Genomic DNA, 22,196 nt, shown 5'->3' with positions numbered 1-22,196 from the left:
TCTCTGCAGATTCTAACTCATCGCCCCTGATTGCGCGCCTCTCTTCGAGCGTTGCGGCAGCTTCGCGCCATGGATTCCGTAGAGGAAGATGTTGACCGTGGAAGCCACCGCGGCCTCGGCTTCCGCTGCCGACGGTGGCGGCCGCAATCCGAGGATGACCCGCAGATGAAGGTTGTCGCGTAGCATGCCAACGAAGTGGTCCGCCGCTAAATGACAGTCCCCGATTTGAATTTCACCGCGGGCCTTCGCGTCTTCCAGTACGTCGGCGAGGCGGTCTGAGGCGCGGCCCGGTCCCTTGTCATAGAAAGCCTTGGCCAGCTTGGGAAACCGCGGCGCCTCCGTCATGATCGAGCGGTAGATGCCGATGACGGCAGGCGACATGTAGATCGCCAGCAGTCGGCGTCCAAATTCGAGCAGGACTTCACTGAGGTTACGGGCGGCAAACCGCTCGACGGAGAGCGCTGCAACGGCGGCGTCCGCGTTCTCGGTAACCAGGGCGGTGAATATGCCTTCCTTGCTTCCGAACTCGTTGTAGATGGTTCGCTTCGAGCCGCCGATGCGCTCGATGATCGCGTCGATGCTGGTCGCGGCGTATCCCTGTTCAAAGAAGACTTGGGCGGCCGCCTCGAGAATGGCGGTGCGCCGATTTTCCCGAGTCGACCGCTTTGAGCGAGTGCGAGCAGCAACAGCCATGGAAAACTCCGTCCAAATTACCCCTTGACGGGTACGGTACGTTACCTTACTTGAAATTGGGGTACTGGTCATTACCATTCCGGTTGAAAGACCTGAACTGCCCCGATCGTACCGCCGATGTCGACGGTGGGGGATGGCAATAGCTGAACGCTCCCGTGCTGGCGGAAGCTAGTCGCTAAGGCCGAGTCCAAGAACAAGGATCTCGATGAGGCAAACGCACGGCTTCGAGAGGCGCGCGCCAATCGTGACGCGGTTCGCCGAAGGGTAGTCCCAGCCAAGCGGGGCTGCCGCCAGGAGGGCTTTGGTAACTAGCGATGCGATGGCTGGATTGGAGCCGAAATGAGCGGTGAGCAGGCCAAGCGATCCTCCCGATCAGCGCAACAAATGACTCCTGATCACGGGGGAGCTTGCCCCCGTCAGCGTACATCGCCTCCCTAATGCGAGGATACGTTCATGAGTAAACATGTCCTGCGTGCCTCCTTGGAGGAAGATATGTCAGTCGCGGCTGAGCCGCGCCAAGTCACTCAGGCCAATGCCGCGCGTCGTCCTGCCGATGTGGAGATGGCGCGGGTGCTTGGGACCACACCATTTAGCATGGCTTTGGATGACTCCGGTGCCGGGGTCGCTCACTGGAAACATGAGCCGTTGCACGACGTTGTCGAGCCCATGAATCACCACGTCATCATGGCTTATAACGGCTCGGTGCAGCGCATGGAGCGGCGGTCGGGAAGATCGGTTGCGATTGGAACGTTTCGTCCCGGGGTTGTGATTATCATTCCGGAAGGATCAAGCTCCCGATGGGACATTCCAAAACCTGTTGATGTGGTTCAGCTCTATCTTCCTCACACAACGCTGAAGCGTGTTGCCGACGAGTCCCATTCCGCCACTTCGACCGAACTCCTGGAGCGAACGGCGCATCCCGACCCCATTACGTCCCGATTGCTCCTGAGCGCAGCGGACGTCCTGGAAGGCAATGAAGCCCTGGACATGCTGTTCAGGCAGCAACTGACAGACCTCCTGGCCACGCGCCTTCTGGCTGCGCACTCGGGTTCGCCAATCACGCTCCAATCGGCCAGGGGCGGGCTGGCGCCGAAGACGCTGCTGCGCGCGATCGAACGCTTGCGCTCGGACGGCGATGCTGACGTCTCGCTCGCCGCGCTCGCGTCGGAGGCGGACCTGTCCCGCTTCCACTTTTGCCGCGCCTTCAAGGAAAGCACCGGGCTTTCACCGCATGCCTGGCTGCGTCAGTACCGGCTCGATCAGGCTATGAACATGCTGCGCGACACAGACGCTTCGATCGTGTCGATCGCAGCGGAGCTCGGTTATGCGTCCCAAACCGCTTTCGCCGCGGCCTTCAGGAAGCTGACCGGCGAAACCCCACGCGATTGGCGGCGACGCATGAGGTAACAGCAATCGCTCTACAGATAGGGCAATTGCTCTGGGGCGGCTGTAGCTCCGGTCGCTAAACCAACCCGGCGCGCGCCATGATCAAGGGAGACGCACTATGGCGCTAGCCATCGGAGAGACGGAGCTGGTCGCTGCGGCGGTGTTCGATAGCAGCAGGCGAGCGCACGGCTTCGAGAGTCGCGCGGCAATCATAGCGCGGTTCGCGGAAGGTCGGTTCCCGACCCCACGCGACTGCCGCCCGCTGTGCTTCGACAACCGGCAATCCGTTACCTAATTGGAGACTGAATTGAGCGGCGAGCGAATGGAGCGGCGGTTAGCGGCAGTGCTGGCGGCGGATGTCGCCGGCTATAGCCGCCTGATGGGCCGTGACGAGGAACGCACGCTCGCAGATCTAAAGACCGCCAGGCAGACGATGATCGATCCCACCGTGGCGGCACATCGCGGCCGTATCGTCAAGACAACTGGCGACGGTCTGCTGATTGAGTTTGCGAGTGCTGTCGATGCGGTTCGATGTGCGATCGAAGTCCAGCGCGGCATGGCCAGGCAAAACGCGGATATTCCGCAGGAAACGAGGGTCGAATTCCGGATTGGCGTGCACGTTGGCGACATTATTATTGATGACGATGACATCTTCGGCGACGGTGTAAACATCGCCGCGCGGCTGGAAAGCATCGCGAAACCAGGAGGCGTCTGCATCTCGGACGATGCCCAACGCCAGGTTCGCGGCAAGCTTGACATCGTCTTCGAAGACATCGGCGAGCAAACCCTCAAGAATATCGTCGTACCGATGCGCGCCTGGCGCCTCGGGATGCCAGACGGCGCGGCCGCAGCAGCGGAGGAACGTGCGCCAAGCCCGATGCTCGCCCTTCCCGACAAACCGTCCATCGCGGTTCTGCCGTTTCAAAACATGAGCGGTGACGCGGAGCAGGAATACTTCGCCGACGGCATCGTGGAAGACATCATCACCGCGTTGTCGAGGTTCAAATCTCTATTTGTAATCGCTCGTAACTCGTCGTTCACCTACAAGGGCAAGCCGGTCGACATCAAGCAAGTCGGTCGGGAGCTCGGCGTACGTTATGTCCTGGAAGGCAGTGTAAGAAAAGTGGGTGGACGCGTGCGCATTACGGGCCAATTGATCGAAGCGGCTACTGGAGCGCATTTGTGGGCAGAGAAATTCGATGGTGCGCTTGACGACATCTTTGAACTGCAAGATCAGGTTACCAAGAAGCTAGTCGGAGCGATCGCTCCGAAGCTACAACAAGCAGAAATCGAAAGGTCGGCCCGAAAGCCAACTCAAAGTCTCGATGCTTGCAACTACTATTATCGTGGTATCTCCCGATTGCAGCTGATGAGTCCTGACAGCAATGTGGAGGCATTACAGCACTTCAAGCAGGCGATCGATCTGGACCCGTCATTTGCGGCAGCATATGGATTGGCGTCAGAATGCTACCGTCTCCGCCACAGCATCGGTTGGGCGAGAAACGATACCGAGCAACTGGCTCTGGGGAAGCAATTTGCTTTACTTGCCGTAGAGTTTGGTCAGGACGACGCCGTAGCCCTGGCTTGTGCGGCGCAGTTTTTTGGCTTTGCTGCACGTGATGCGCAAACCGCCGATACCCTTGCCAACCAAGCGCTGTCAGTTAATCCAAACCTGTTTCGGGCTTGGCAAGCGCGGTGCTGGACGAGCATCTATCTCGGAAAGCACGAAAAGGCTCTGGCCGAGGTCAGCCACACAATGCGTCTCAATCCAATCGATCCTGAGATACATCAGGCGGAAACAGCCATGGGTATCGCGCTGCTTTTTCTTCACAGGCCCGTGGAAGCATTAGAGTGGATCAGCAAGGCGCTTACGCGTCGTCCATCTTTCCCATCTGCGCTCAGATTCGCGACAGTTGCCTGTTCCGTACTGAATCGGACCGACGAAGCGTATTCAATGGTCAAGCGACTACAAAACGTTGACCCGGATTTGCGAATTTCACAGCTGAAGAGCTGGGTTCCATTTCAGCGTTCGGAAGACGCGGAGATGTTTATCGAGGGAATGCGCAAGGCTGGAATGCTGGAATAGCGCCGAGGCCGCGCAGCGCACCGTCGCCGCAAACGTCCGGGAATCCCCGGAGATTTTGGACGTTTCCGTCCTTCATGTCCGCCGCCAGCGACTTCTGCTTGCCCGTGAGATTTGGCTCGGTTTGTGTGACAGAGACCCTCCGGGCAAAACACCCATCACCCCGTCAACCCCGGAAATGTCGTATGTGTCGCCCATCCCGGCTCATCCTTGAGGGGCGATCTTGTGTCGTCACGTGTCGCGAGCCGGGCTTGCGGTGGACGCGGCAGCGTCGGGCGCGAGAGGCGTTGGGCAGGGCGGATTGCTCTCCGTGAGCCCAAGACTTCGTGCTGGATGAGCGGCGCTGTCAGGCTTCGTCTCGCCTGCAAGTTTCGGGCTCCGTCGACAGGGCTGGAAAAACTGCGGCGACATGGCGGGCCGTGCGTACGGCAAAACCGTGTGGTCCTTTCCGCCAGCGATTTCTTCGGTCTGTTGAAATCGGCGTAAATGCCTGAAAACGTATGCATATTGCGACTGCTTCCGGATCGACGAATGGCCCGACCGAACCTGCCGGGCCCTAATAGGCCCTAGTTTCACATGGCGCTGGCGCGGCCCGGTCCGTCCACGTGGTGATGACGCGATGAGGTGATGCGGTCCGCTATCGGTCGCCTGTCCGCGCCGTGATGCGGGCGCGCTTTCGGTAGCAGGCTGCGACCGTAAGATGCCGTGACGCGCGCGAGGGTGGCGATGGTGACGCGGTAGCGTGATGCCGTGCGGCCGGAAACCAGCGGGAGGGATTGGTGAGGGTCGTGCGCTTAATGCTGACGCACGGTCGCGTCGTGGTGACGATGCGTGGCGACAAGACAAGAAGCGACGCAGTGTCCCCTCAGAACGGGATCGATGGTGCGCGGACCCGGTTAATGAAAAGTTAACGGAACAGGTAAACTTGGCAGTTTTCGTGATCGTGATGACGTGCGGCGCGTGACGCTATCCGGGCGTGTGAAGTTGTCGCGGTCCCTCCGCAATCGGTCGGCAGGGTCCTTTGGAGAGCGCCCCAAAGCGCGGGGACCGCGCGACGCCGAGAGGTCTGGATATTTGCTGCGCGAAAATCCGTGGTTGCAGTGACAGGGACGTGCGCCGCACCCAATGTCCACTATGCGCTGCAGCTGTCCACCGCTCATTCGGGCAACCCAGCTTTCCGAAGACCCTCAATCAACAGCTTCGCGTTTGATTGCCCGCCCCGCGCGATGAACGCTGATATTGTAAAGGCGGGATCGAACTCAAGCAGACGCGCCAACGCCTCGCGGGCCTCAGCCTCGCGCGCGCGATGGGCGAAAGCGGACGCGAGACAGCAGTAAGCTGGCCAATAGGAGGATTTCTGGCGTTGGGCTTTCTTGGCTGCGACGATGGCCTCGTCAAAGCGACGAAGCTCGATCAAGGCTATGCCCATCCCGACAAACGACGAATGTAGCAGCGGGTCTATCGGGTTCACGCGAATGGCACGTTCGAAGCTCTGGACCGCTTCCTGCGGTAGCCCCGCAGCTCTACAGACCCAGCCTCTGGCGGACCATGCGCCAAATGAATTGGGATTGAGCGCAACCGCGCGGTCAGCCATTTCGATCTCACTTTCACAATCGCCAATCATGAACGCCGAGATTACAGCAGCCGCTGCTAACGTATCTGGATCACTATCGTCGACGCTCAATGCCAAGCGAGAAAGCCGAACGGCTTCCCTGCGGTCGAACTGGGGATCGCCAGCATAGCCGAAAAGGACGTTTCGCATGTGACAGAGACCTGCGAGAGCCGCGGCACCGCCGAACCGAGAGTGCAGTTCCAAGGCGCGGTGAGCCAACCTGATCGCGTCGGCCAACCCTTCGCGGGTCGCCAGGTAAGACTGCGGCAGAGCGCGGAGATAAAAATCATAGGCGGTGAGGTTCTCCGGTCGGCGCCGCGCCGCCATTGCGATTTCCGTTTGAACCAATTTTGGCTCGATAGCTGAGACAACGGCGACCGTCACTTCGTCCTGAAGCGCGAAAACGTCTGTCAGGTCGCGCTCGATCCGATCCGCCCAGATGTGCGCGCCGGTCACCGCGTCAATCAACTGCCCTGCTATGCGAACTTTCCCCGCTGCATTGCGCACAGACCCCTCAAGGATATAGCGCACGCCCAGCTCATGCCCGACCTGCTTCACGTTCACCGCCTTGCCCTTGTAGGTAAAGCTGGAATTGCGGGCGATCACGAACAGCCATTTGAACCGCGAAAGCGCGGTGATGATCTCCTCAACCATTCCATCCGCGAAATATTCCTGCTCGGGATCGCCGCTCATGTTCTCGAACGGCAATACGGCGATGGAGGGCCTGTCCGGGAGCGCAGGAGCGCTCTCGGGCGCATCGCCCGGATTTTGGCCCGCAACTTCTGGAGCCTCCCGCACCTGTCCGACGAAACGGAAGCCCTTGCGCGGAAGCGTCTTGATGAGGCGCTGCTCCTCGCCGGTATCGCCGATGGCAGCGCGGACAGCATTCAGGCGGGTCGTAAGCGCAGCATCGGACACGATGCGACCATTCCAAACGGCGTTGATAAGGTCGTCCTTGCTGACGACGCGCTCCCTGTTTCGGATTAGGTATTCGAGCAGATCGAACACCTGCGGTGTAATGGAAACGACCTCTGCCCCGCGATGCAGTTCGCGTCGGTCGATGTCAAATGCGAATTCCTCGAAGCGATAGCGCAAGTTGCGAACCCCTCACGGTGTCCTCCCTTCGCAGGAAGGCATCTTCGCGCACCCAAAGGATAAGCCGCTGGCATGAAACATGTAAACCGATGGTTGAGCGGGTTTGAGCCGTGGCATCTCATGTGAATGCAGCGGAGCCCAACTCCGGTTTTGGTCATTCGCGACCGGGTTGGCCAGCGGCAAGTCCGGGCAGGTCGGCTATGCCGCCGAAAGCGGAAGTGAGCTATCCTGCGGTAACGCGATGCCTGAGACTGTCACTACTGGCGACCTCCGCGCGGTCGCAGCCGACGAGGCCGGTCGGGCAAGCGACTGGCCGCGCGCTCGGGCGAGGCGGGCTGAGGCGAACGCCCCCGTAGCTGTTTGTGCAAAAGCGAACAGACCTGCTAAGAGGAGATCGATGAATATGATGAGCTCTTGCACCCCGATGTCTGCTGCTAGGCGGTGAACGGACAAAGCTCCTGCAAGATGCCGAGGTCAGCCTTTGGCCCCATAGCGGACCTTGCTATTTCGAGCGGCGGTCAGTTAGCTGCGCTATCAGATCAGAGCGTTCCCGCAGAAAGGATGAATTAAATTGCACTCGGCGCGCGCGCCCGAGCACGGATGATCTTGTTGAGAGCCATCAGGACCGAGGGGCGCAGGATTTGGATTGCGTCACGGATCGTTGCGCCGAGTGGCTGCCGGCCGATCCGTCCGCGTAGTCGAGCAACACGCAACGCACGCACGACCGTTTCAGGATCGGGAAGTGCTCCTTTATCTTCCAAAAGGCTCCAAGTGAGGCGTTTGAGATCGACAGTCTCTTGGTCAATGTGAGTGAACGACCCGTCTGCCGTGATGCAGGGGTGGTTGGTCATGTCGTAAAAGATAAGACCATCGTCTATCGCCACCATGTCACCATGGCAGGCCAGATCAATGAAGAACAGTTGGTCCACCCCCCAACTTATCGACTTGTAGTTTCGCATCAGGCAGCCGGCTTTGACGACGTTGCTATTGACCAACAGCGTCGATGGGACAATTCCGAGCGACCGCGTTTTGCCCACCAAATAGAGATCAGTCAGGCACTGTTGGCCCGAATACACGTAAATCTCACCCCCTTGCCGGTACTTTGTGCCTTTGTCTTGAACGAGATGGCTTGTGGAGGTGATGAATGCCGCGGCGGGGTAGGCCAACGCAAGTCTCGCGAAAGACGTAAGCGCCCCTGGTGCGAGCCAGTCGTCGTCATGCAACAATTTGATCCAGGGACCGCGACACGCAAGCATCGCATTGTTCGTGTTCTCGACCTGACCACGGCCTCTGCGGTTCTCGACCACTCGGATGCGCGGTTCTGTGCTGACATATTCGGACAAGAGGTGACAACTCTCGCCCACTAGCCCTTCGTCGTCGCTGATCACCATTTCCCAATCGGAGAAGTCCTGCTGCTGCACGCTTTCGATCGCGCGTTGCAGCCCAAAAGGACGTCGAAAGGTTGGGATCGCGACCGAAATGAACGGCCGGGGTTCCGAACGTCGGGAACTACCACGTGGGAGGGCCTGCAACTTGTGCATTCAGTAGCTCCTCGGTGATCGAAGCGGCTGCTGGAGGCCGTCCCCACGTGCCGTCGAAACTCATCCGCAGGCAACGCCGAGCGTTCTCCCGCTGAGCAAGCCGAGTTTGCCGAAGGCTAGGCAGTGAAGCGATCACAGTCATCGTCCATTCGCATGACGCGGCGGGACTGCCTAACCCGCCGCGTCAAAGGGTCTCAGTATCGGGGACGAAGTAGGTTGCAGCGTGCTCTGTGACTTTCACCTCCGGTGAGGCCAGCACCGTCTAGCAACCGGAGGAATTCGATTGGTAGCTAGAGCAGTCACCCGTGCAGCAATGTCGGCTTCAACGTCGCCCTCTGAGAGCAATGCGGACGCGAGACTTGCAAGGGTTCCTTCACCTTGGTCTAGGGATACATCCGAATGGGCAATAGCCGAAGATCGCTCCGCGCTGAAGAGTGGGGTGGCGGCTGCTGGGGGCCAACCGGAGACGTTCGATGGGTGCGGCAGGCTGGCGCTTTGCGCGTATGAAGAGAACTCTCCGCGTCCGGGCGGTCGCTATCGGCGTGCTGGAAGAGTTGCCGTTTATCTGCCCGGTGGTCGTCGCAATCGGCTCGCTGATCATGATCGGTATCACGCTCTACAAGGATTGGCCGCAGTGAGCCGCGTTATACGCTCTTCGTTCTCCGTCATGGCTTCGTAAGCGTCAGTCATCCTGATGTACTGGTCGCGCATTGCCGGGTCGGCCATTAGCTGGCCTTTCCATCGGGAGGACCTTCATGCGTGGAGCTATCAATATGCAGGGAAGTACCTGTGGCGCGATGAGGGCGAGGCGGATTGCGAAGGCAATTGCCCGGCTGCCGGAGCTGCTTAAGCGGCCTCAATACGTTCCTGCCAACAAGCATGGCGCTCGTTAACCTCTTTCTCTGTGGATTGCGCGCGTAAACTTCTAGATGTGCAGCGTTAAGTCGTGCGCACCCAAATCGAAGGTGCTTCTCTGTATAAAAGGAGGGCCGATCGATGACCCAGTTCAATTCTGTTTTGGTCGCGATTGCTCTGGCGCTCACTGCCTACTTTGCCGTAGCCGCTTGGCAAGCCACAGCTGACGATCGCCGCGATCAGGCTTATATTCATGGAATGGAACCATCTGCGGCGTTAACGCAACAGTAGCGGAGGAACGTGCATCGACCATCATTTGTGAGCGGTCAGGGTGTCTCAGTCCGGCTAGGATCGCCGCGATGGCTGGACGAAAACCGATCTTACCTAACGATGTTTTGCTAATAGTTGCGATCAATGTTGTCGTCGCGGTAGTGGTCTATTACCTGATCGTGCTTTGGGGGTTGATAGAGGGGTGAGCCGCGCAGGCGACCTTATCTGCACATATCGGTGAACTTGAACGAGAAGGTCGCAACCCCGGCGGTTGTGATGCTGACGTAGAGGCCGGGGCATTTGCGGTCGTAGATTTTGGTGCGCTTGGTCACCCGCTTCTCGCACATGCGGTCGATCAGGATGACGCTGCTCTTGCGGCCCCGCTTGCCCGAGGGGGCGGCGGCAATGGTAGTATCCATGTGGTTTCGGCTCCTATGCTTGAGACCAAGGGGCCGGGATTTGAGCTTTCAGTTTGTCGTGCGGACGCTGAAACGTTTAGGTCCCGGCCCTAGATTTGGCGAACCCCGCAGGAACAGCCCGAAACAAGCCTACGCATAAAGTGCTTATTTCAAAGGGTTTTCTTAGATTTGCGGTGTTTCACCGAATGCCAAAACATAGACGTGTGGTCCTGGCCGTCGTTGCTACGGTCAAGTGCTTTGCGGATGCGGCAGTCGCGTCAACCGGCGCGGTGCTGGTGACTTTCGCAAGCGTGAGGGAGGCCAGAAGGAACTCGGCTCCCGGGAGAGCACGGCATAAGACGTCCAACCATCGCGCAGGGAAGGCCGAGTGATTGGCACCACCTGTATGCTGCTGTGCGGTTTCCTTGCGCTACACTTTCGCGCAGCGGACCGCGGGTGCAACGTCAGCACCCGGCCTTCCCTGCGCCCTCTTGGTTTGGAGGGTGGAGTGAGCAAAGCTCGGGCGAAATGCGCCGCGAGGATGCGAAGGTGTGTCTGCGAGGCCGTAGGATGGGTAGAGCACTTGCGAAACCCATCAAGCTTCGGCGCAGACAAAAGCGCGATGGGTTTCGCTCCGCTCTACCCATCCTGGGAAGACTGCTGTTCGACAGGTCGATGTTTACGGCTCAGCGCGGGCCGCTCTGTCCGTCGTCCGCATCGCTCTCCGGCTCCCGGATCAGCACCACCGGCTCGTCATAGCCTTTGCGGCTGCTGTAAAACACCAGTGCCATCAGGCCGACGCCGACGACCAGCGAGAACACGACGCCGAGCACCAGTGCGACATAGCCGGACGCCGGCACGCTGGTATCCGTGCTGGTCCAGCCGAGATAGCCGAGAACGCAGGCGGCGACGAGCATGGCGCACAGCACCGCGATGACCAGCCATCGGGCGAGCTTGCTGTCTTTCGCCTTGGGCGACGCGGGTTGCTCGCCGGTCACGTTCATGAACCTCTCCTCGCGCGGCCGTCGTGGCGCGCTTACGGTGCTGTGGCCTTGGTCGCGATCGCATGCAGCGCGGCGGTCATCGCGCCGATGGCGGTCCTGGCGGGCTCGCCGACGCCGTGACGGCCGCCGAGATAGGCCGGATCGTTGTACGACAGCCAGGTCGCGCCTTGCTCGTCCTGCCAGACCAGCGCCTTCAGCGGCAAATCGATGCCGATGGTCTGCGCCTGCTGCATCAACGGCGTGCCGCCCTTGGCGTTGCCGAAGATGAGGAGATCGGTCGGTCGCAGAGTCATGCCGACGGCGGCAGCACCGGCGGCATGATCGACATGGGCAAACACGGTGAGGCCCTTGGCCTTCACCTCGGTCTCGAGCCGCGTCATCGTGTCCTGTGGGCCAAAACTGCTCTTGATGGTGATGAGTCCGTCTGTAGCCATAGCCTGCGTCTCCCAGAAACATGCCGAGATCAGCGCGAAGATCCGGATCAGTGTGAAGAGCCTCATGATTACCCGCTCACTTCTTGCGGAATAATCGCGCCGGGTCGAATTCCGGCTCCGGAATGAAGCCGTCGCGATTGGGCATCCTGATTTTCGGCAAGGAGTCCTTGTCGACCTTGCCGTTGGCGGGAACAATGCCGTTGAGGCTCAATATGTAGGCGGTGACGGCATAGGTCTCGTCGGTGCTGAGCGAGCCCGGCGTCGGATAGGGCATCGCGCGATGAATGTAGTCGAACAGGGTCGTCGCATAGGGCCAGAAGCTGCCGACGGTCTTGACCGGCATGTTGGAGGCAAGCGTGCCCTGTCCGCCGGCGAGACGATCCTTGATGCCGCCCTGGCCGTTGTCGCCATGACAGGCCGCGCAATTGTCGGCAAAAATCTGCTTGCCCTGCGCCGCCGTGCCGCTGCCGTCGGGCAGGCCCTTGCCGTCAGGACCGACGTCGATGTCCCACAGCTTGATGTCCTGCGGCGTTGCCGGACGGCCGAAATCGAACGCCAGCGCGGGCGCGGCGAGCAGGCCGGCGGTGAGGATGCCGGCGAGAATGAGCTTGTCATGCGAGGACATTGCGGACCCTCCCGGCTTCGTCGATGCTCCAGGTCTGCTGGGCGTTGTAGTGAAACAGCGCGTTGGTCCCCATCGCAGCGATGAAGGACTGCCGGTCCGGCTGAACGTTGCCCTGGTCGTCGGTCGAACGGCTCACGATTTTTGTCGGCTTGCCGTCCCAGACCCAGTCCATCTGGAAGCGCACCTGCGCCTTGGACAGCACCGGCTGGCTCAGTTGCGCGGGCTTCCACGTCCTGGCGCCGTCGGTCGAGATCTCGACCTTCGCGATCTTGCCATGGCCGCTCCAGGCAAGACCCGAGATGCGGTTATAGCCGGGCTGGATCTGCATCATGCCCGAGGGCTGGGTGATGACAGAGTTGGTCTCCATCCGCAGCTGAAACTGCCGCGCCTTGCCGTTGGCAAGCAGCTGCGTGTAGCGCGCCGTCTCCCAGCGCGTCATCCAAGGCTCGCTGCCGAACTTGAGGCGGCGCAGCCATTTGATGTTGAGGTTGCCCTCGAAGCCCGGCATCACCAGCCGCATCGGAAAGCCGTGTGCGGGCCGCAGCGGCTCGCCGTTCTGCCCGTAGGCGACGAAAGCCTCGTTCACGATCTCGTCGGTGAGGGGAATGCTGCGATCGACGCCTGCGCCGTCGCCGCCCTCCGCCAGCATCCAGTTCGAGTCCTTGTCCTTGGCGACGAGGTCGATCAGGAATTTCAGCGGAACGCCGGTCCATTCATTGGTGCTGACGAGGCCATGCGTGTTCTGCACCGTCACGTCAGGATCGGCCGTTTTCCAGTTCTCCCAGCCGTTGCCGGTGCATTCGATGAACACGACGCGCGTGACCGATGGCATCCGCTTCAAATCGTCGACGCTGAAGACCAGCGGCTTTTGCACCATGCCGTGGATGAGCAGCCGGTGCTGCGCGGGATCGATATCGGGCACGCCGGAATGGCTGCGCTCGTAATGCAGATCCGTCGGCGTGATGTTGCCCACCAGTTTCTGATGTGGAGTCTTGGAATTGATGGCATCGCCGGGATCGACGTTGCGCTTGCCCGGTGTGGCCTCGGGGATGCGATCGAGCTTGGCGAAGCGGGATCGCTCGCTGTGCGCGCTGAGATCGGCGCCCGGCCCGCGATCGGGGACGTCGGCCAGCGTCTCGGCGCCGGCGGCCTCAGACGCCACCGCGCCCAAAATGCCCGCCGACAGGCCTCCCACGAAGCCACGGCGCGACACGTTCGCAGGCCGTGGCAACAACTCCACTGGCGTCTTGGACGTCATATGATCTCCCCTCGATGAACCTGATTTCTGGAAATCCCTGCGCCTTCATGCCGCGACATGTACCGAACACCGTGAGGATTGCTCGTTAGGTTGTGTTAGAAGCCATGAGGACTGGTGCACTCATGCGCGCGACGGCCCGGCCACACGTTAAATGCGCTTGGCCGCTCCGTGGAATGGCCGTGCGGCTCGGAGACATGTCCGGGCGGATCAAGGGGAGAGGGATGTCGGAGACGGACGCGGCGGAATTGTTGAAGGCAATGGTGCCGCTGTTCAGGATCCGTCCAATATTCGAGGATTCCTGCAAGTTCGGAGGCAGCTGGGAGTCGCTACACGCGCCGAACGGCAAGGGATGGGCGCAATTCCACATGGTCACGCGCGGCGCCTGCGTGGTCGAGCGGCCGGGCCTGGGCCCGCTGCGGCTGGAAGCCGGCGACATCCTCCTGCTGCCGCACGGCGACAGTCACGCGGTTCGTAGCCGGACGGGCGGCGCTGTCGGGCGGATCTCGACCGAAGTCCGAAACGGCGTCCGCCAGCGCGCAACGGTCGAGGCCGAGGTCGATACCGAACTGCTGTGCGGCCGTTTCCTGTTCGAGACGTCGGATGAGAACCCGCTGATCGCCGCGCTTCCCGACGAGATTGTCCTGCGCACGGCGGAGGAGCCGCTGCTGGAACGGTTTCGGCGCCTGCTGATCGACATCCGCGAAGAGCTCGACGCAGGACGGGTTGGATCGGAGGTGGTCGCAGCCGACCTCGCGAGAGCGTTGTTCGTGATGATGCTCCGCGACCATCTTTCGGGCGATGCCTCCGGGAACGGGACGGTGTCGCTGTTGCGTGACCGCGTGACGGCCCGGGTCGTGTCGGCGATCCTCAACGATCTTGCCCGGGACTGGACGCTCGACGACATGGCGGCGGTGGCGATCGCTTCGCGCGCGACGTTGGTGCGCGCTTTTCAAAAGCGCGCGGGGGTCGCGCCCATGACGTTCCTGTCCGATTTGCGATTGACGGTCGCGCGCAAGCGGCTGGCCGGCACCTCCGATCCGATCGCCAAGATCGCCGGCGAGGTCGGGTATGCGTCCGAAGGCGCGCTGAGCAAAGCCATCATGCGCAGATACGGCATGCGACCCGGCGCCTTGAGGGAGCCGGGTCCTCGGGCGCCCGTTGTCAAACCCGATACCAGCTCCCCAGATTCCAGGTCGTGACGTCCCAGCCCGAGATGTCGGCCATGAGGTTGTTGACGCCGGCGCCGACGATGTTGCGGGAGAGCAGCGGCACCAGCACATTGGCTTCGCAGAAGATCTCGTTGACCTTGATCAGGAGCGCGGCGCGCTTGACCGGATCGAGCTCTTGCTGCGCGGTCTTGTAGGCCTTGTCGGCCTCGGGATCGGACCAGCGCGAGATGTTGCGGCCGAGCCACTTGTTCTCCTTGTTGGCGATCTCCCAGGAGACGCACTGGTTCAGGAACCGCTCCGGATCGGGCTGCGGCTGCGTCGTGTTGTACATCTCCATGTCGCAATAGAGCTTCGAGTAGGTGTCGGGGTTGCCGACGTCGGACGAGAAGAACACCGATGCGGTCACCGACTTCAGCTCGATGTCGATGCCGGCCTTCTGGCAGGCCTGCTTGATGATGGCCTGCGTCTTCTGGCGCGGGGCGTTGATCGAGGTCTGGAAGACGTATTTGAGCTTCTTGCCGTCCTTCTCGCGGATGCCGTCCGTGCCCTTCTTCCAGCCGGCCTCGTCGAGGATTTTGTTCGCCTTGTCGACGTCGAACGCGTAGGTCAGCTTGCCCGACTTGAACTGCTGGGGCTGGTTGACGAAGCTCGCCGTGGCGATGCCGCCGCGGCCGTAGATGAATTTCTGGATCGCCTCGCGATCGATCAGCAGGTTGAACGCTTGGCGGACGACCGGGTCGGACAGCGTCGGGTGCCTGGTCTTGACGCTGGAGCGCTCGCCGTCGACCTCGGTCCAGGGGTCCGTCGTGTTGAGGATGATGAACTCGACGTTGCCGGACGGCGTGATGTCGACCTTGCCTTTGCCGCTGGCCTCCATGCGCTTGAGGACCTCCTCCTCCACCAGCAGGTTCCAGGCATAGTCGTATTCGCCGGTCTGGAGCACGGTGCGCGCCGCCGAGACCGCGTCGCCGCCGCCCTTGACCTCGAGCGTGTCGAAATGCGGCTGGTTCTTGACGTGATAGTCGGGGTTGCGTTCGGCCCGGATCAGGTCGCCGGGCTTGAACTCGACGAATTTGTACGGGCCGGTTCCGACCGGCTTCAGATTGCCCGGCGCCTCGCGCGACTTCGCGCCGGCATAGTCGCCGAAATGGTGCTTCGGCAGGATCTGGCCGACCGAGCCGACGAAGGGGTCGGCCCAGAACGGGGTCGGGGCCTTGAACAGCACCTTGACGGTGTGGTCGTCGATCTTCTCGACGGTGATGTCCTTGTAGGATCCCGTGCTGTAGGCGGCGGTCGCGAGGTCCGCCGCATAGGCCCAGGTGAAGACGACGTCGTCGGCGGTGAAGGGCTTGCCGTCATGCCACTTCACGCCCTGCTTCAGCTTCCAGATGACGCTCATGCCGTCGGCCGCGAGGCTGCCGTTCGCCTTTGTCGGAATCTCGGCGGCGAGGCAAGGGATGAGGTTGCCGTCCTTGTCCCAGCCGGCCAGCGGCTCGAAGAAGATGCGCGAAGCCACCTGATCCTTGGTGCCGATCGCGAAATGCGGATTGAGCAGGGTGGGGGCCTGCCATAGCAGGATCTTGAGCGGGCCGCCGCCGCCGGCCTTGGTCGGCTTGTATTGCAGCGTAGCGTCCGCCATCGCGACGTCGTTCCAGAGCAGGATCTGGCTCGCGACCGGCGCTGCGATCCCGGCCGCAGCCATGGTCCGGATGAACGACCGTCGCGTCAGCGTGCCTTGCTTCACCTCCGCGATGGACTTGCGAATCTCGTCTTCGTTCATCGAATGACCTCCACCTCGAAGAAAAATCGTAGCCGGTACCCCATCATGTTGCATCATGCACGAGGCGGCAATGCCGGCGAGGCCGCGAGGCCCTGCGACGAAATGACGAACGTGGAGGTGGGCAGCTTCTGCCGGGACATCGTTGCCGCCGTGAAGGGCCTGCCGCCTCGAGTTCGCGATAAGCCCTTGATGGCAATGAGGCCTTCATCTGGCATGCGCATTGCACGCAAAGCGTGCGTTCGCAATGACCGTGGAGCACGCGTATGAGTGTCAGCAGCATGAGCAGCATCGGTGGTGGAAGCGCGGCGGGGGCGCCTTCATCCTCCAGCCCGTCGAAATCGGCCGGTTCACAGGACGGCGCCTCGACGTTCTCGTCTCTGATGGATAGCGGCACGCCCTACGACGAGGTCAAGGTGAGCCTGCCGAACGGCATGTCGATCGGCATCGTCCATTTCGGCGGCGGCGGCTTCGACGCCAGCGCGCTCAAGTCCATCGAGGATTTCGTGCAGCGGCTCGCGAGCCAGCAGATATCAGGTGATCCGGCGTCCAGCGCCGACCAGGCGCAGAACGGCGACACGCCCGACGCCGTCGGGATCGACAAGGTCCATGTCGATCTGCCGAACGGAATCTCGTTCGAGGTGCTGCATTCCTCCGGCGGCCAGGCCACGGACAGCGACGCCGTCCTGAAGGAACTCACCGAAGCCGCCGAAGAACTCGCCGAATCGCTGTCGCACTATTCACCGGCATCGGCCGCAGCCTCCGCTTATGCCTCGCAAGCCAATTCGTCCGGCCGTAGCAGCCAGCTCGACGCGAGGAGCTGAGTAATAATCAGGAAGCCCCGGGCTACGACGATCCGGATCGCCGCCCGAGAGACCCAGGCGGCGATCCGGTGCGAACTCGGTGAACTTGGGGAAGTTCTAAGGCCGCGCCGGAACGCTATCCCGGTCGGTGCGGGCGCATCAAGTTTCGGAGTGTTGCCCCGGTCGGAGATTTATTGCGACCGCCAGGAAATTGCCACACATGGACCCGCGAAGCGGCGACTGCATCAGCGTCCGCTCGAAATCGCCAGCGCGGCATCCACCGCGTTCTCGAGAATTTCCTCGGACAATTGCCTGTCGCTCACCGCGCGCGACAATTGCAGTGCCCCGACCATGGTGGCGTAGGCCGCGATGGCGCGGCGGCGCCGTTCCGCCGGCGTGCCCAAAGGCATTTGCGCCGCCATCAGCGCGAGGATGTCGGATATCTTTCCGGTGAAGGCATCGCGCGTCGCCTTCGGATGCCGCGCGATCTCGGAGACGAGGGCCGCGGTCGGGCAACCGGTCGCCCCGCGGTCGCGATGCCTCGGCGAGAGATAGTCGCGGATCGTGGTCTCCAGCGCGACGCCGTTTGCGAGATTGTCCTTGTGCCGCTGCTCGCGCCGCTCCAGAGCGTCACACAGCACCGCGCGCACCAGCTCCTCCTTGGAGGCGAAATGCGTGTAGAAGGCGCCGTTGGTCAGGCCCGCCTCCGCCATGATGCCGGCGAGGCCGACTGCGGCGATGCCGCTCTCGCGGAACTGGGTTGATGCGACATCGAGAATGTGCCGCCGCGTCGTGTCCCTGTGTCCCTTGTCGTAGCGCGCCAATTCCGCCTCCTGCGAACCCGGCTTGAACCCCAGCCACAAAATCGTGAGCCACGGCCTATTGAATTACGATCATAATAATACATTATGATCATAATACAATGGGCGGCCGACCGGCGGTCCGGGGGAACCACAGGATCGAACCCATGTCAGTCGAGGATGCCGCTGCACCATTCGTGGCCCACACCGCGGCGCCACTTCGCCAGGCAGCTACGCCCGTCCCAAGCACCGCTGAGAAAAGACGCGCCGCGCTCCTGACCGCGCCGATCTTGCCCACACTGCTCAAGCTCGCGCTGCCGACCGTGACCGTCCTGGTGGCGCAGACCGCGGTCAACATCGCGGAGGCCTATTATGTCGGCTTTCTCGGCACCGATGCGCTGGCCGGCGCCGCGCTGGTGTTCCCGATCTTCATGCTGATGACCATGATGTCGAACGGCGGGTTCGGTTCCGGCGTTGCGTCCTCGGTGGCACGCGCGGTCGGTGCGGGCCGCCGCGCTGACGCGGAGGCGGCGCTGTTTCATGCCGTGGTGCTCGCGATCATTGCCGGCGGCGTGTTCACGCTCGGCGTCGTCCTCGGTGGTCCGCATCTGTATCGCGCCCTCGGCGGCACCGACGGTGCGCTTGCCGCCGCCACCACCTATTCCAACTATCTGTTCGCCGGCGCCATCCCGGTGTGGATCGTGAACCTTCAGGCGGCCGCGCTGCGTGGCGCCGGCAACGTCAAGGTGCCGGCCCTGGTGACGCTGGTCGGCGCCATCGTGACCATTCCGGTCTCGCCGGCGCTGATCTTCGGGCTCGGGCCGATCCCGCGGCTCGGCATCGGCGGCGCCGGCATAGCCTTCGGCTTTTATTACGGCGCGGCGATGCTGTTCCTGCTGCGCTACATGTCGACGGGTGCGACCGGCTTGAGGCTGCACATCGTGCCGTTGCGCGCAAAGATCTTCGGCGACATGCTGAAGGTCGGCGTCCCCACCGCGTTCAACGCGGTGCTGACCAACCTCACCGTCATCCTCGTCACCGGCGCGGTCGGGCTGTTCGGCACCTCCGCACTCGCCGGCTACGGCATCGCCTCGCGGCTGGACTACATCATGATTCCGCTGCTGTTCGGCATCAGCACGGCGACGCTGACCATGGTCGGCGTCAACATGGGCGCAGGCCAGACCGCGCGGGCACGAAAGATCGGCTGGATCAGCGGCGTGGTCGGCATGATCATGACCGGCACGATCGGCTTACTGGTTGCGATCTTCCCGACGGCCTGGCTGCACCTCTTCAGCCATGACGCGGACGTCGTCAGCGAGGGCATGACCTATTTGCGCATCGTCGCGCCGGCCTATGCCGCGCTCGGCTTCGGTTTTGTCAGCTCGTTCGCGGTGCAAGGCACCGGCCGAGCGATGGGGCCGCTCGCTTCGTCCTTCGCGCGCATCCTGATCGCGGCCGGCGGCGGCTGGATCGCGGTGGCGAGTTTTGGCGCGGGCGTGGCGGGTCTCGCCACCATGGTCACGCTGTCGCTCGCCGCCTATGCCGCGATCTGTGTCCTGATCATGCTATCACCGTGGACGTGGCGCTCCGAGTAAACGGGCGCACCCGATGCCGGCAATTCTCGCTCTCCGGGCGCCGCTGCGCGGTGATGCGCGTCACGCTTGCGCGGGCGCATTCGTTCCCCACATGAGGGCGAACGGAGAAGCGTTGTCCGCGTCAGTCGACAAATATGGATTTCCATTTCATTGATTTCGCCCGGCGGAGAAGCGAATACGGTTCCAATCATTTTCGTTGAGTGATGGAGACCAAGATGTCGTTTCGCCTCCCCCTGATCCTTGCAGCCGCGCTCGCCGCCTGGTCGGCAGCAGCAACCGCCGAGACCATCAAGATTGGCGTGACGCCGGGCCCGCATGCGCAGATCCTCGAGGCGGTGAAGCCGATTGCCGCGAAGAACGGCCTCGACATCCAGCTCATCGAGTTCTCCGACTACGTCGTGCCGAATGCGGCGCTCGACGCCGGCGAGATCCAGGCCAATTCGTTCCAGAACCAGCCTTATCTGGACAACCAGAAGGCCGACCGCGGCTACAAGATCGAGCCCGTTGCGCTGACCGTGAACTTCCCGATCGGCGTCTATTCGAAGAAGCACAAGGCCTTCGCGGATATCCCCGAGGGTGGCAAGGTCTCGATCCCCAACGACCCGACCAATGGCGGCCGCGTGCTCCTCCTGCTGCGCGACAAGGGCGTGATCAAGCTGAAGGACGGCACGGGCTTCAAGCCGACGATGCTCGACGTCACCGAGAATCCCAAGAAGCTGAAATTCATCGAGGTCGATGCGGCGCAGGCGCCGCGCGCGCTCGACGATGTCGATGCCGCCGCGATCAACACCAATTATGCAACCCAGGCGGGCCTCGATCCGGTCAAGGATCCGATCCTGCGCGAGGACCCGAAGGGCCCCTATGTCAACCTGATCGCCGTTCGCGCCGCCGACAAGGACAAGCCCTGGGTCAAGATCCTCGTGGACAGCTACCACACGGCGGAGGTCAAGGAGTTCGTCCTGACCAAGTTCAAGGGCGCGGTGCTGCCGAGCTGGTAGGCAGTTTGCCCAGCCGAAGTCCAGCGCGAGGGGCGGTCCGGCGGGCAGCCTTGCGCAATGCCCGCTTGTCTGGGGCTGCGGCAACCGACATCATCGGGGCCCATCCTCGCCCGACAGGGGTCGTATGAAACGCTTTGCAAACCTGAAACGACTGGGGTTCTTCACGCGGCTCCTCGATGAAGCCCCGCCAGCCGAGCGCTACCGCTTCGCCGCCGAGCAGATCGTGCGTGCAGAGAAAGCGGGTCTCGATTCCGCATGGATCGCGCAGCATCATTTTCACGAGCGGGAGGGCGGCTTGCCGTCGCCCTTCACCTTCCTCGGTTACGTCGCAGCCCAAACCTCGCGCATCCGTCTCGGCACCGGCATCGTCACCTTGCCGCTGGAGAACGCGGTGCGGGTGGCCGAGGATGCCGCGGTGCTCGATCTCCTCTGCAACGGCCGGTTCGAGCTCGGCGTCGGCACCGGCGGCAATCCGTCGGCCTTTGCCGCCTTCGGCCTCGACAGCGCCCAGCGCAACGAGATCTTTGCGCGCAATCTGGATGTCGTCCGCACAGCGCTCGTCGGCAAGCCGCTCACCGGCGGCGACACGCTCTATCCGCAGCGCCCGCAACTGGACAAGCGGATCTGGCAGGCAACGTTCTCGGTCGCCGGCGGTGCGCGCGCGGGCAGGGCGGGTGACGGCCTGTTGCTGTCGCGCACCCAGCCGCGGACCAAGGAGGCGCCGCGCGCAACGCTGGCCGAGATCCAGAACCCGGTCATCGATGCCTATCTCGAAGCGCTGCCGCCGGGATGCGAGCCCCGCATCATGGCCTCGCGCAGCGTCTTCGTCGCCGACGACCGGACTGAAGCGATGCGCCTTGCCGATATCGGGCTACGGCGCGCGTTGCCGCAGTTCCTCAAGGGCGGTCACGCCAGGCCGGGCGAGAGTTTGGAGGAGATGATCATCGCATTCGACACCCATGTCGGTGCGGCCGACGACGTCATCGCCTCGCTCCGCGCCGATGCCACGCTGGAGCGGGTGACCGACCTCGTCTTCCAGGCCCATTCGGTCGATGCGCCACATCCCCATATCCTGCGCTCGATCGAGCTGGTCGCGGAGAAGGTCGCACCGGCGCTGGGCTGGACCCGGACGGCGGCTGACGTGGCTCTGGCCGGCTGATCGGAATGAACATGATCGCGTTGCACGAGGCTGAATGATGAGTACGACAGATATCATCGACACGCTTGCCGGAATCGAGCCGGGCTCGGCTCTGGACGGCATCCGCGGGCGCCGACTGCAAGCGCGCGAGAACGCGCAGAAGAGCTACCTCTCCTTGTTCGCGCCGATCGATACGAGCGATTTCTCGCTTGTGGAGCGCGCCGCGGTCGCCGCCTTCGTGACCGGGCTGCATGGTGAGTCGCCCGTTGCGACCTTCTATCGCGACAAGCTTGCGGCGAGTGCGGATGGCGCGGCTCTGCTTGAAGCGATCGACGCCGAGATCGCGCGGGGCAGAACCTCGGGTCCGTATGGCTCGTTCCCGGCCGGCCCGCTGTCGGTCGAGAACACGGCTGGTCTTATTTATCGCGTGGGTGCGGCGAGCAAGTCCGTTCTCGGCACCCGGCTCGTCGCGGCACTCGAGCATGCGCATCTGCTCGTGTTCCGGCCGCGCGATGCGGCCTCCACCGACATGAAGGCGCTGCTGGCCGCTGGCTGGTCGAACACCGGCATCGTCACCTTCTCCCAACTCGTCGCGTTCCTGTCGTTCCAGGTGCGCGTCGTCAGCGGCTTGCGCACGCTCGCAGCAATGAACGCATAAGAGG

Annotated in this window: 20 protein-coding genes; 10 read left to right on the top strand and 10 right to left on the bottom strand. The window is 62.4% G+C overall.

The annotated features are described in order from the left end of the window. Positions 1-12: 12 nt before the first annotated feature. Positions 13-693, bottom strand: coding sequence for a TetR/AcrR family transcriptional regulator (locus JQ627_RS36655; protein WP_212489199.1), 681 nt, complete (start codon positions 691-693; stop codon positions 13-15). Between the two features lie 492 nt (positions 694-1,185). Here JQ627_RS36655 and JQ627_RS36650 point away from each other — a divergent pair, with 492 nt between their 5' ends. After that, complete coding sequence (locus JQ627_RS36650) at positions 1,186-2,100, top strand: AraC family transcriptional regulator (RefSeq protein ID WP_249143699.1); 915 nt, start codon at positions 1,186-1,188, stop codon at positions 2,098-2,100. A 286-nt stretch (positions 2,101-2,386) separates the two neighbouring features. Continuing rightward, on the top strand, positions 2,387-4,165 hold the full coding sequence (locus JQ627_RS36645) for an adenylate/guanylate cyclase domain-containing protein (RefSeq protein WP_249143691.1): 1,779 nt from the start codon (positions 2,387-2,389) through the stop codon (positions 4,163-4,165). A gap of 1,153 nt (positions 4,166-5,318) precedes the next feature. Here JQ627_RS36645 and JQ627_RS36640 read toward each other — a convergent pair. Next, positions 5,319-6,869, bottom strand: a complete 1,551-nt coding sequence (locus JQ627_RS36640; protein ID WP_212489197.1) for a winged helix-turn-helix domain-containing tetratricopeptide repeat protein — start codon at positions 6,867-6,869, stop codon at positions 5,319-5,321. A 566-nt stretch (positions 6,870-7,435) separates the two neighbouring features. Then, the gene (locus tag JQ627_RS36635) at positions 7,436-8,410 is read right to left on the bottom strand and encodes a glycosyltransferase (protein ID WP_212489196.1); all 975 of its coding nucleotides are present in this window, start codon (positions 8,408-8,410) and stop codon (positions 7,436-7,438) included. A 473-nt stretch (positions 8,411-8,883) separates the two neighbouring features. Between JQ627_RS36635 and JQ627_RS36630 the strand changes: the two genes are divergently transcribed. Together JQ627_RS36630 and JQ627_RS36625 are read left to right on the top strand one after the other, a co-directional pair. Beyond that, complete coding sequence (locus JQ627_RS36630) at positions 8,884-9,048, top strand: hypothetical protein (protein WP_212489195.1); 165 nt, start codon at positions 8,884-8,886, stop codon at positions 9,046-9,048. A gap of 358 nt (positions 9,049-9,406) precedes the next feature. After that, positions 9,407-9,556, top strand: a complete 150-nt coding sequence (locus JQ627_RS36625) for a hypothetical protein (RefSeq protein ID WP_212489194.1) — start codon at positions 9,407-9,409, stop codon at positions 9,554-9,556. A gap of 200 nt (positions 9,557-9,756) precedes the next feature. Here the strand turns inward: JQ627_RS36625 and JQ627_RS36620 are convergent, their stop codons facing one another. The 5 genes from JQ627_RS36620 to soxC form a co-directional block, all read right to left on the bottom strand. Further along, positions 9,757-9,954: a hypothetical protein gene (locus tag JQ627_RS36620; protein ID WP_249143690.1), complete on the bottom strand. Its 198-nt coding sequence runs from the start codon at positions 9,952-9,954 to the stop codon at positions 9,757-9,759. Positions 9,955-10,619: 665 nt separating this feature from the next. Continuing rightward, positions 10,620-10,937, bottom strand: a complete 318-nt coding sequence (locus JQ627_RS36615) for a hypothetical protein (protein ID WP_212489193.1) — start codon at positions 10,935-10,937, stop codon at positions 10,620-10,622. Positions 10,938-10,969: 32 nt separating this feature from the next. Further along, positions 10,970-11,437, bottom strand: coding sequence for a DUF302 domain-containing protein (locus JQ627_RS36610; RefSeq protein ID WP_212489192.1), 468 nt, complete (start codon positions 11,435-11,437; stop codon positions 10,970-10,972). 10 nt (positions 11,438-11,447) lie between these two features. After that, entirely contained in the window at positions 11,448-11,996 is a 549-nt protein-coding gene (locus tag JQ627_RS36605) for a c-type cytochrome (RefSeq protein WP_212489191.1), read from the bottom strand. Then, positions 11,983-13,254, bottom strand: coding sequence for a sulfite dehydrogenase (soxC, locus tag JQ627_RS36600; protein ID WP_212489190.1), 1,272 nt, complete (start codon positions 13,252-13,254; stop codon positions 11,983-11,985). Before soxC ends, JQ627_RS36605 begins: the two co-directional genes overlap by 14 nt. Before the next feature lie 194 nt (positions 13,255-13,448). On the opposite strand from soxC, the gene JQ627_RS36595 reads away from it, so the two are divergent. After that, positions 13,449-14,453 carry an AraC family transcriptional regulator gene (locus JQ627_RS36595; RefSeq protein ID WP_212489189.1) on the top strand — a complete coding sequence of 335 codons (1,005 nt, stop codon included), beginning with the start codon at positions 13,449-13,451 and terminating at the stop codon, positions 14,451-14,453. On the opposite strand, the gene JQ627_RS36590 is transcribed toward JQ627_RS36595, so the two are convergent. Next, positions 14,416-16,203, bottom strand: coding sequence for a peptide ABC transporter substrate-binding protein (locus JQ627_RS36590; RefSeq protein ID WP_212489188.1), 1,788 nt, complete (start codon positions 16,201-16,203; stop codon positions 14,416-14,418). The genes JQ627_RS36595 and JQ627_RS36590 overlap by 38 nt on opposite strands. A gap of 263 nt (positions 16,204-16,466) precedes the next feature. On the opposite strand from JQ627_RS36590, the gene JQ627_RS36585 reads away from it, so the two are divergent. Next, entirely contained in the window at positions 16,467-17,024 is a 558-nt protein-coding gene (locus JQ627_RS36585; RefSeq protein ID WP_212489187.1) for a hypothetical protein, read from the top strand. Positions 17,025-17,248: 224 nt separating this feature from the next. Here the strand turns inward: JQ627_RS36585 and JQ627_RS36580 are convergent, their stop codons facing one another. Then, positions 17,249-17,827 (bottom strand): TetR family transcriptional regulator, encoded by a 579-nt coding sequence (locus JQ627_RS36580; RefSeq protein ID WP_212489186.1) that lies wholly within the window; start codon positions 17,825-17,827, stop codon positions 17,249-17,251. Between the two features lie 143 nt (positions 17,828-17,970). Between JQ627_RS36580 and JQ627_RS36575 the strand changes: the two genes are divergently transcribed. The 4 genes from JQ627_RS36575 to JQ627_RS36560 all read left to right on the top strand — a co-directional run bounded on the left by JQ627_RS36575 (position 17,971) and on the right by JQ627_RS36560 (position 22,192). Then, complete coding sequence (locus tag JQ627_RS36575) at positions 17,971-19,398, top strand: MATE family efflux transporter (RefSeq protein ID WP_212489185.1); 1,428 nt, start codon at positions 17,971-17,973, stop codon at positions 19,396-19,398. 203 nt (positions 19,399-19,601) lie between these two features. Then, positions 19,602-20,396 carry a MetQ/NlpA family ABC transporter substrate-binding protein gene (locus JQ627_RS36570; RefSeq protein ID WP_212489184.1) on the top strand — a complete coding sequence of 265 codons (795 nt, stop codon included), beginning with the start codon at positions 19,602-19,604 and terminating at the stop codon, positions 20,394-20,396. A gap of 124 nt (positions 20,397-20,520) precedes the next feature. Further along, a complete protein-coding gene (locus JQ627_RS36565; protein WP_212489183.1) occupies positions 20,521-21,555 on the top strand; it encodes a putative FMN-dependent luciferase-like monooxygenase in 1,035 nt (344 codons plus the stop codon). Positions 21,556-21,592: 37 nt separating this feature from the next. Next, positions 21,593-22,192 carry a CMD domain protein gene (locus JQ627_RS36560; RefSeq protein WP_212489182.1) on the top strand — a complete coding sequence of 200 codons (600 nt, stop codon included), beginning with the start codon at positions 21,593-21,595 and terminating at the stop codon, positions 22,190-22,192. Positions 22,193-22,196: the final 4 nt, after the last annotated feature.

It is taken from the genome of Bradyrhizobium liaoningense, from assembly GCF_018130785.1.
Lineage (GTDB): Bacteria > Pseudomonadota > Alphaproteobacteria > Rhizobiales > Xanthobacteraceae > Bradyrhizobium > Bradyrhizobium liaoningense_A.
This window is presented reverse-complemented; position numbering and strand designations above follow the sequence as displayed.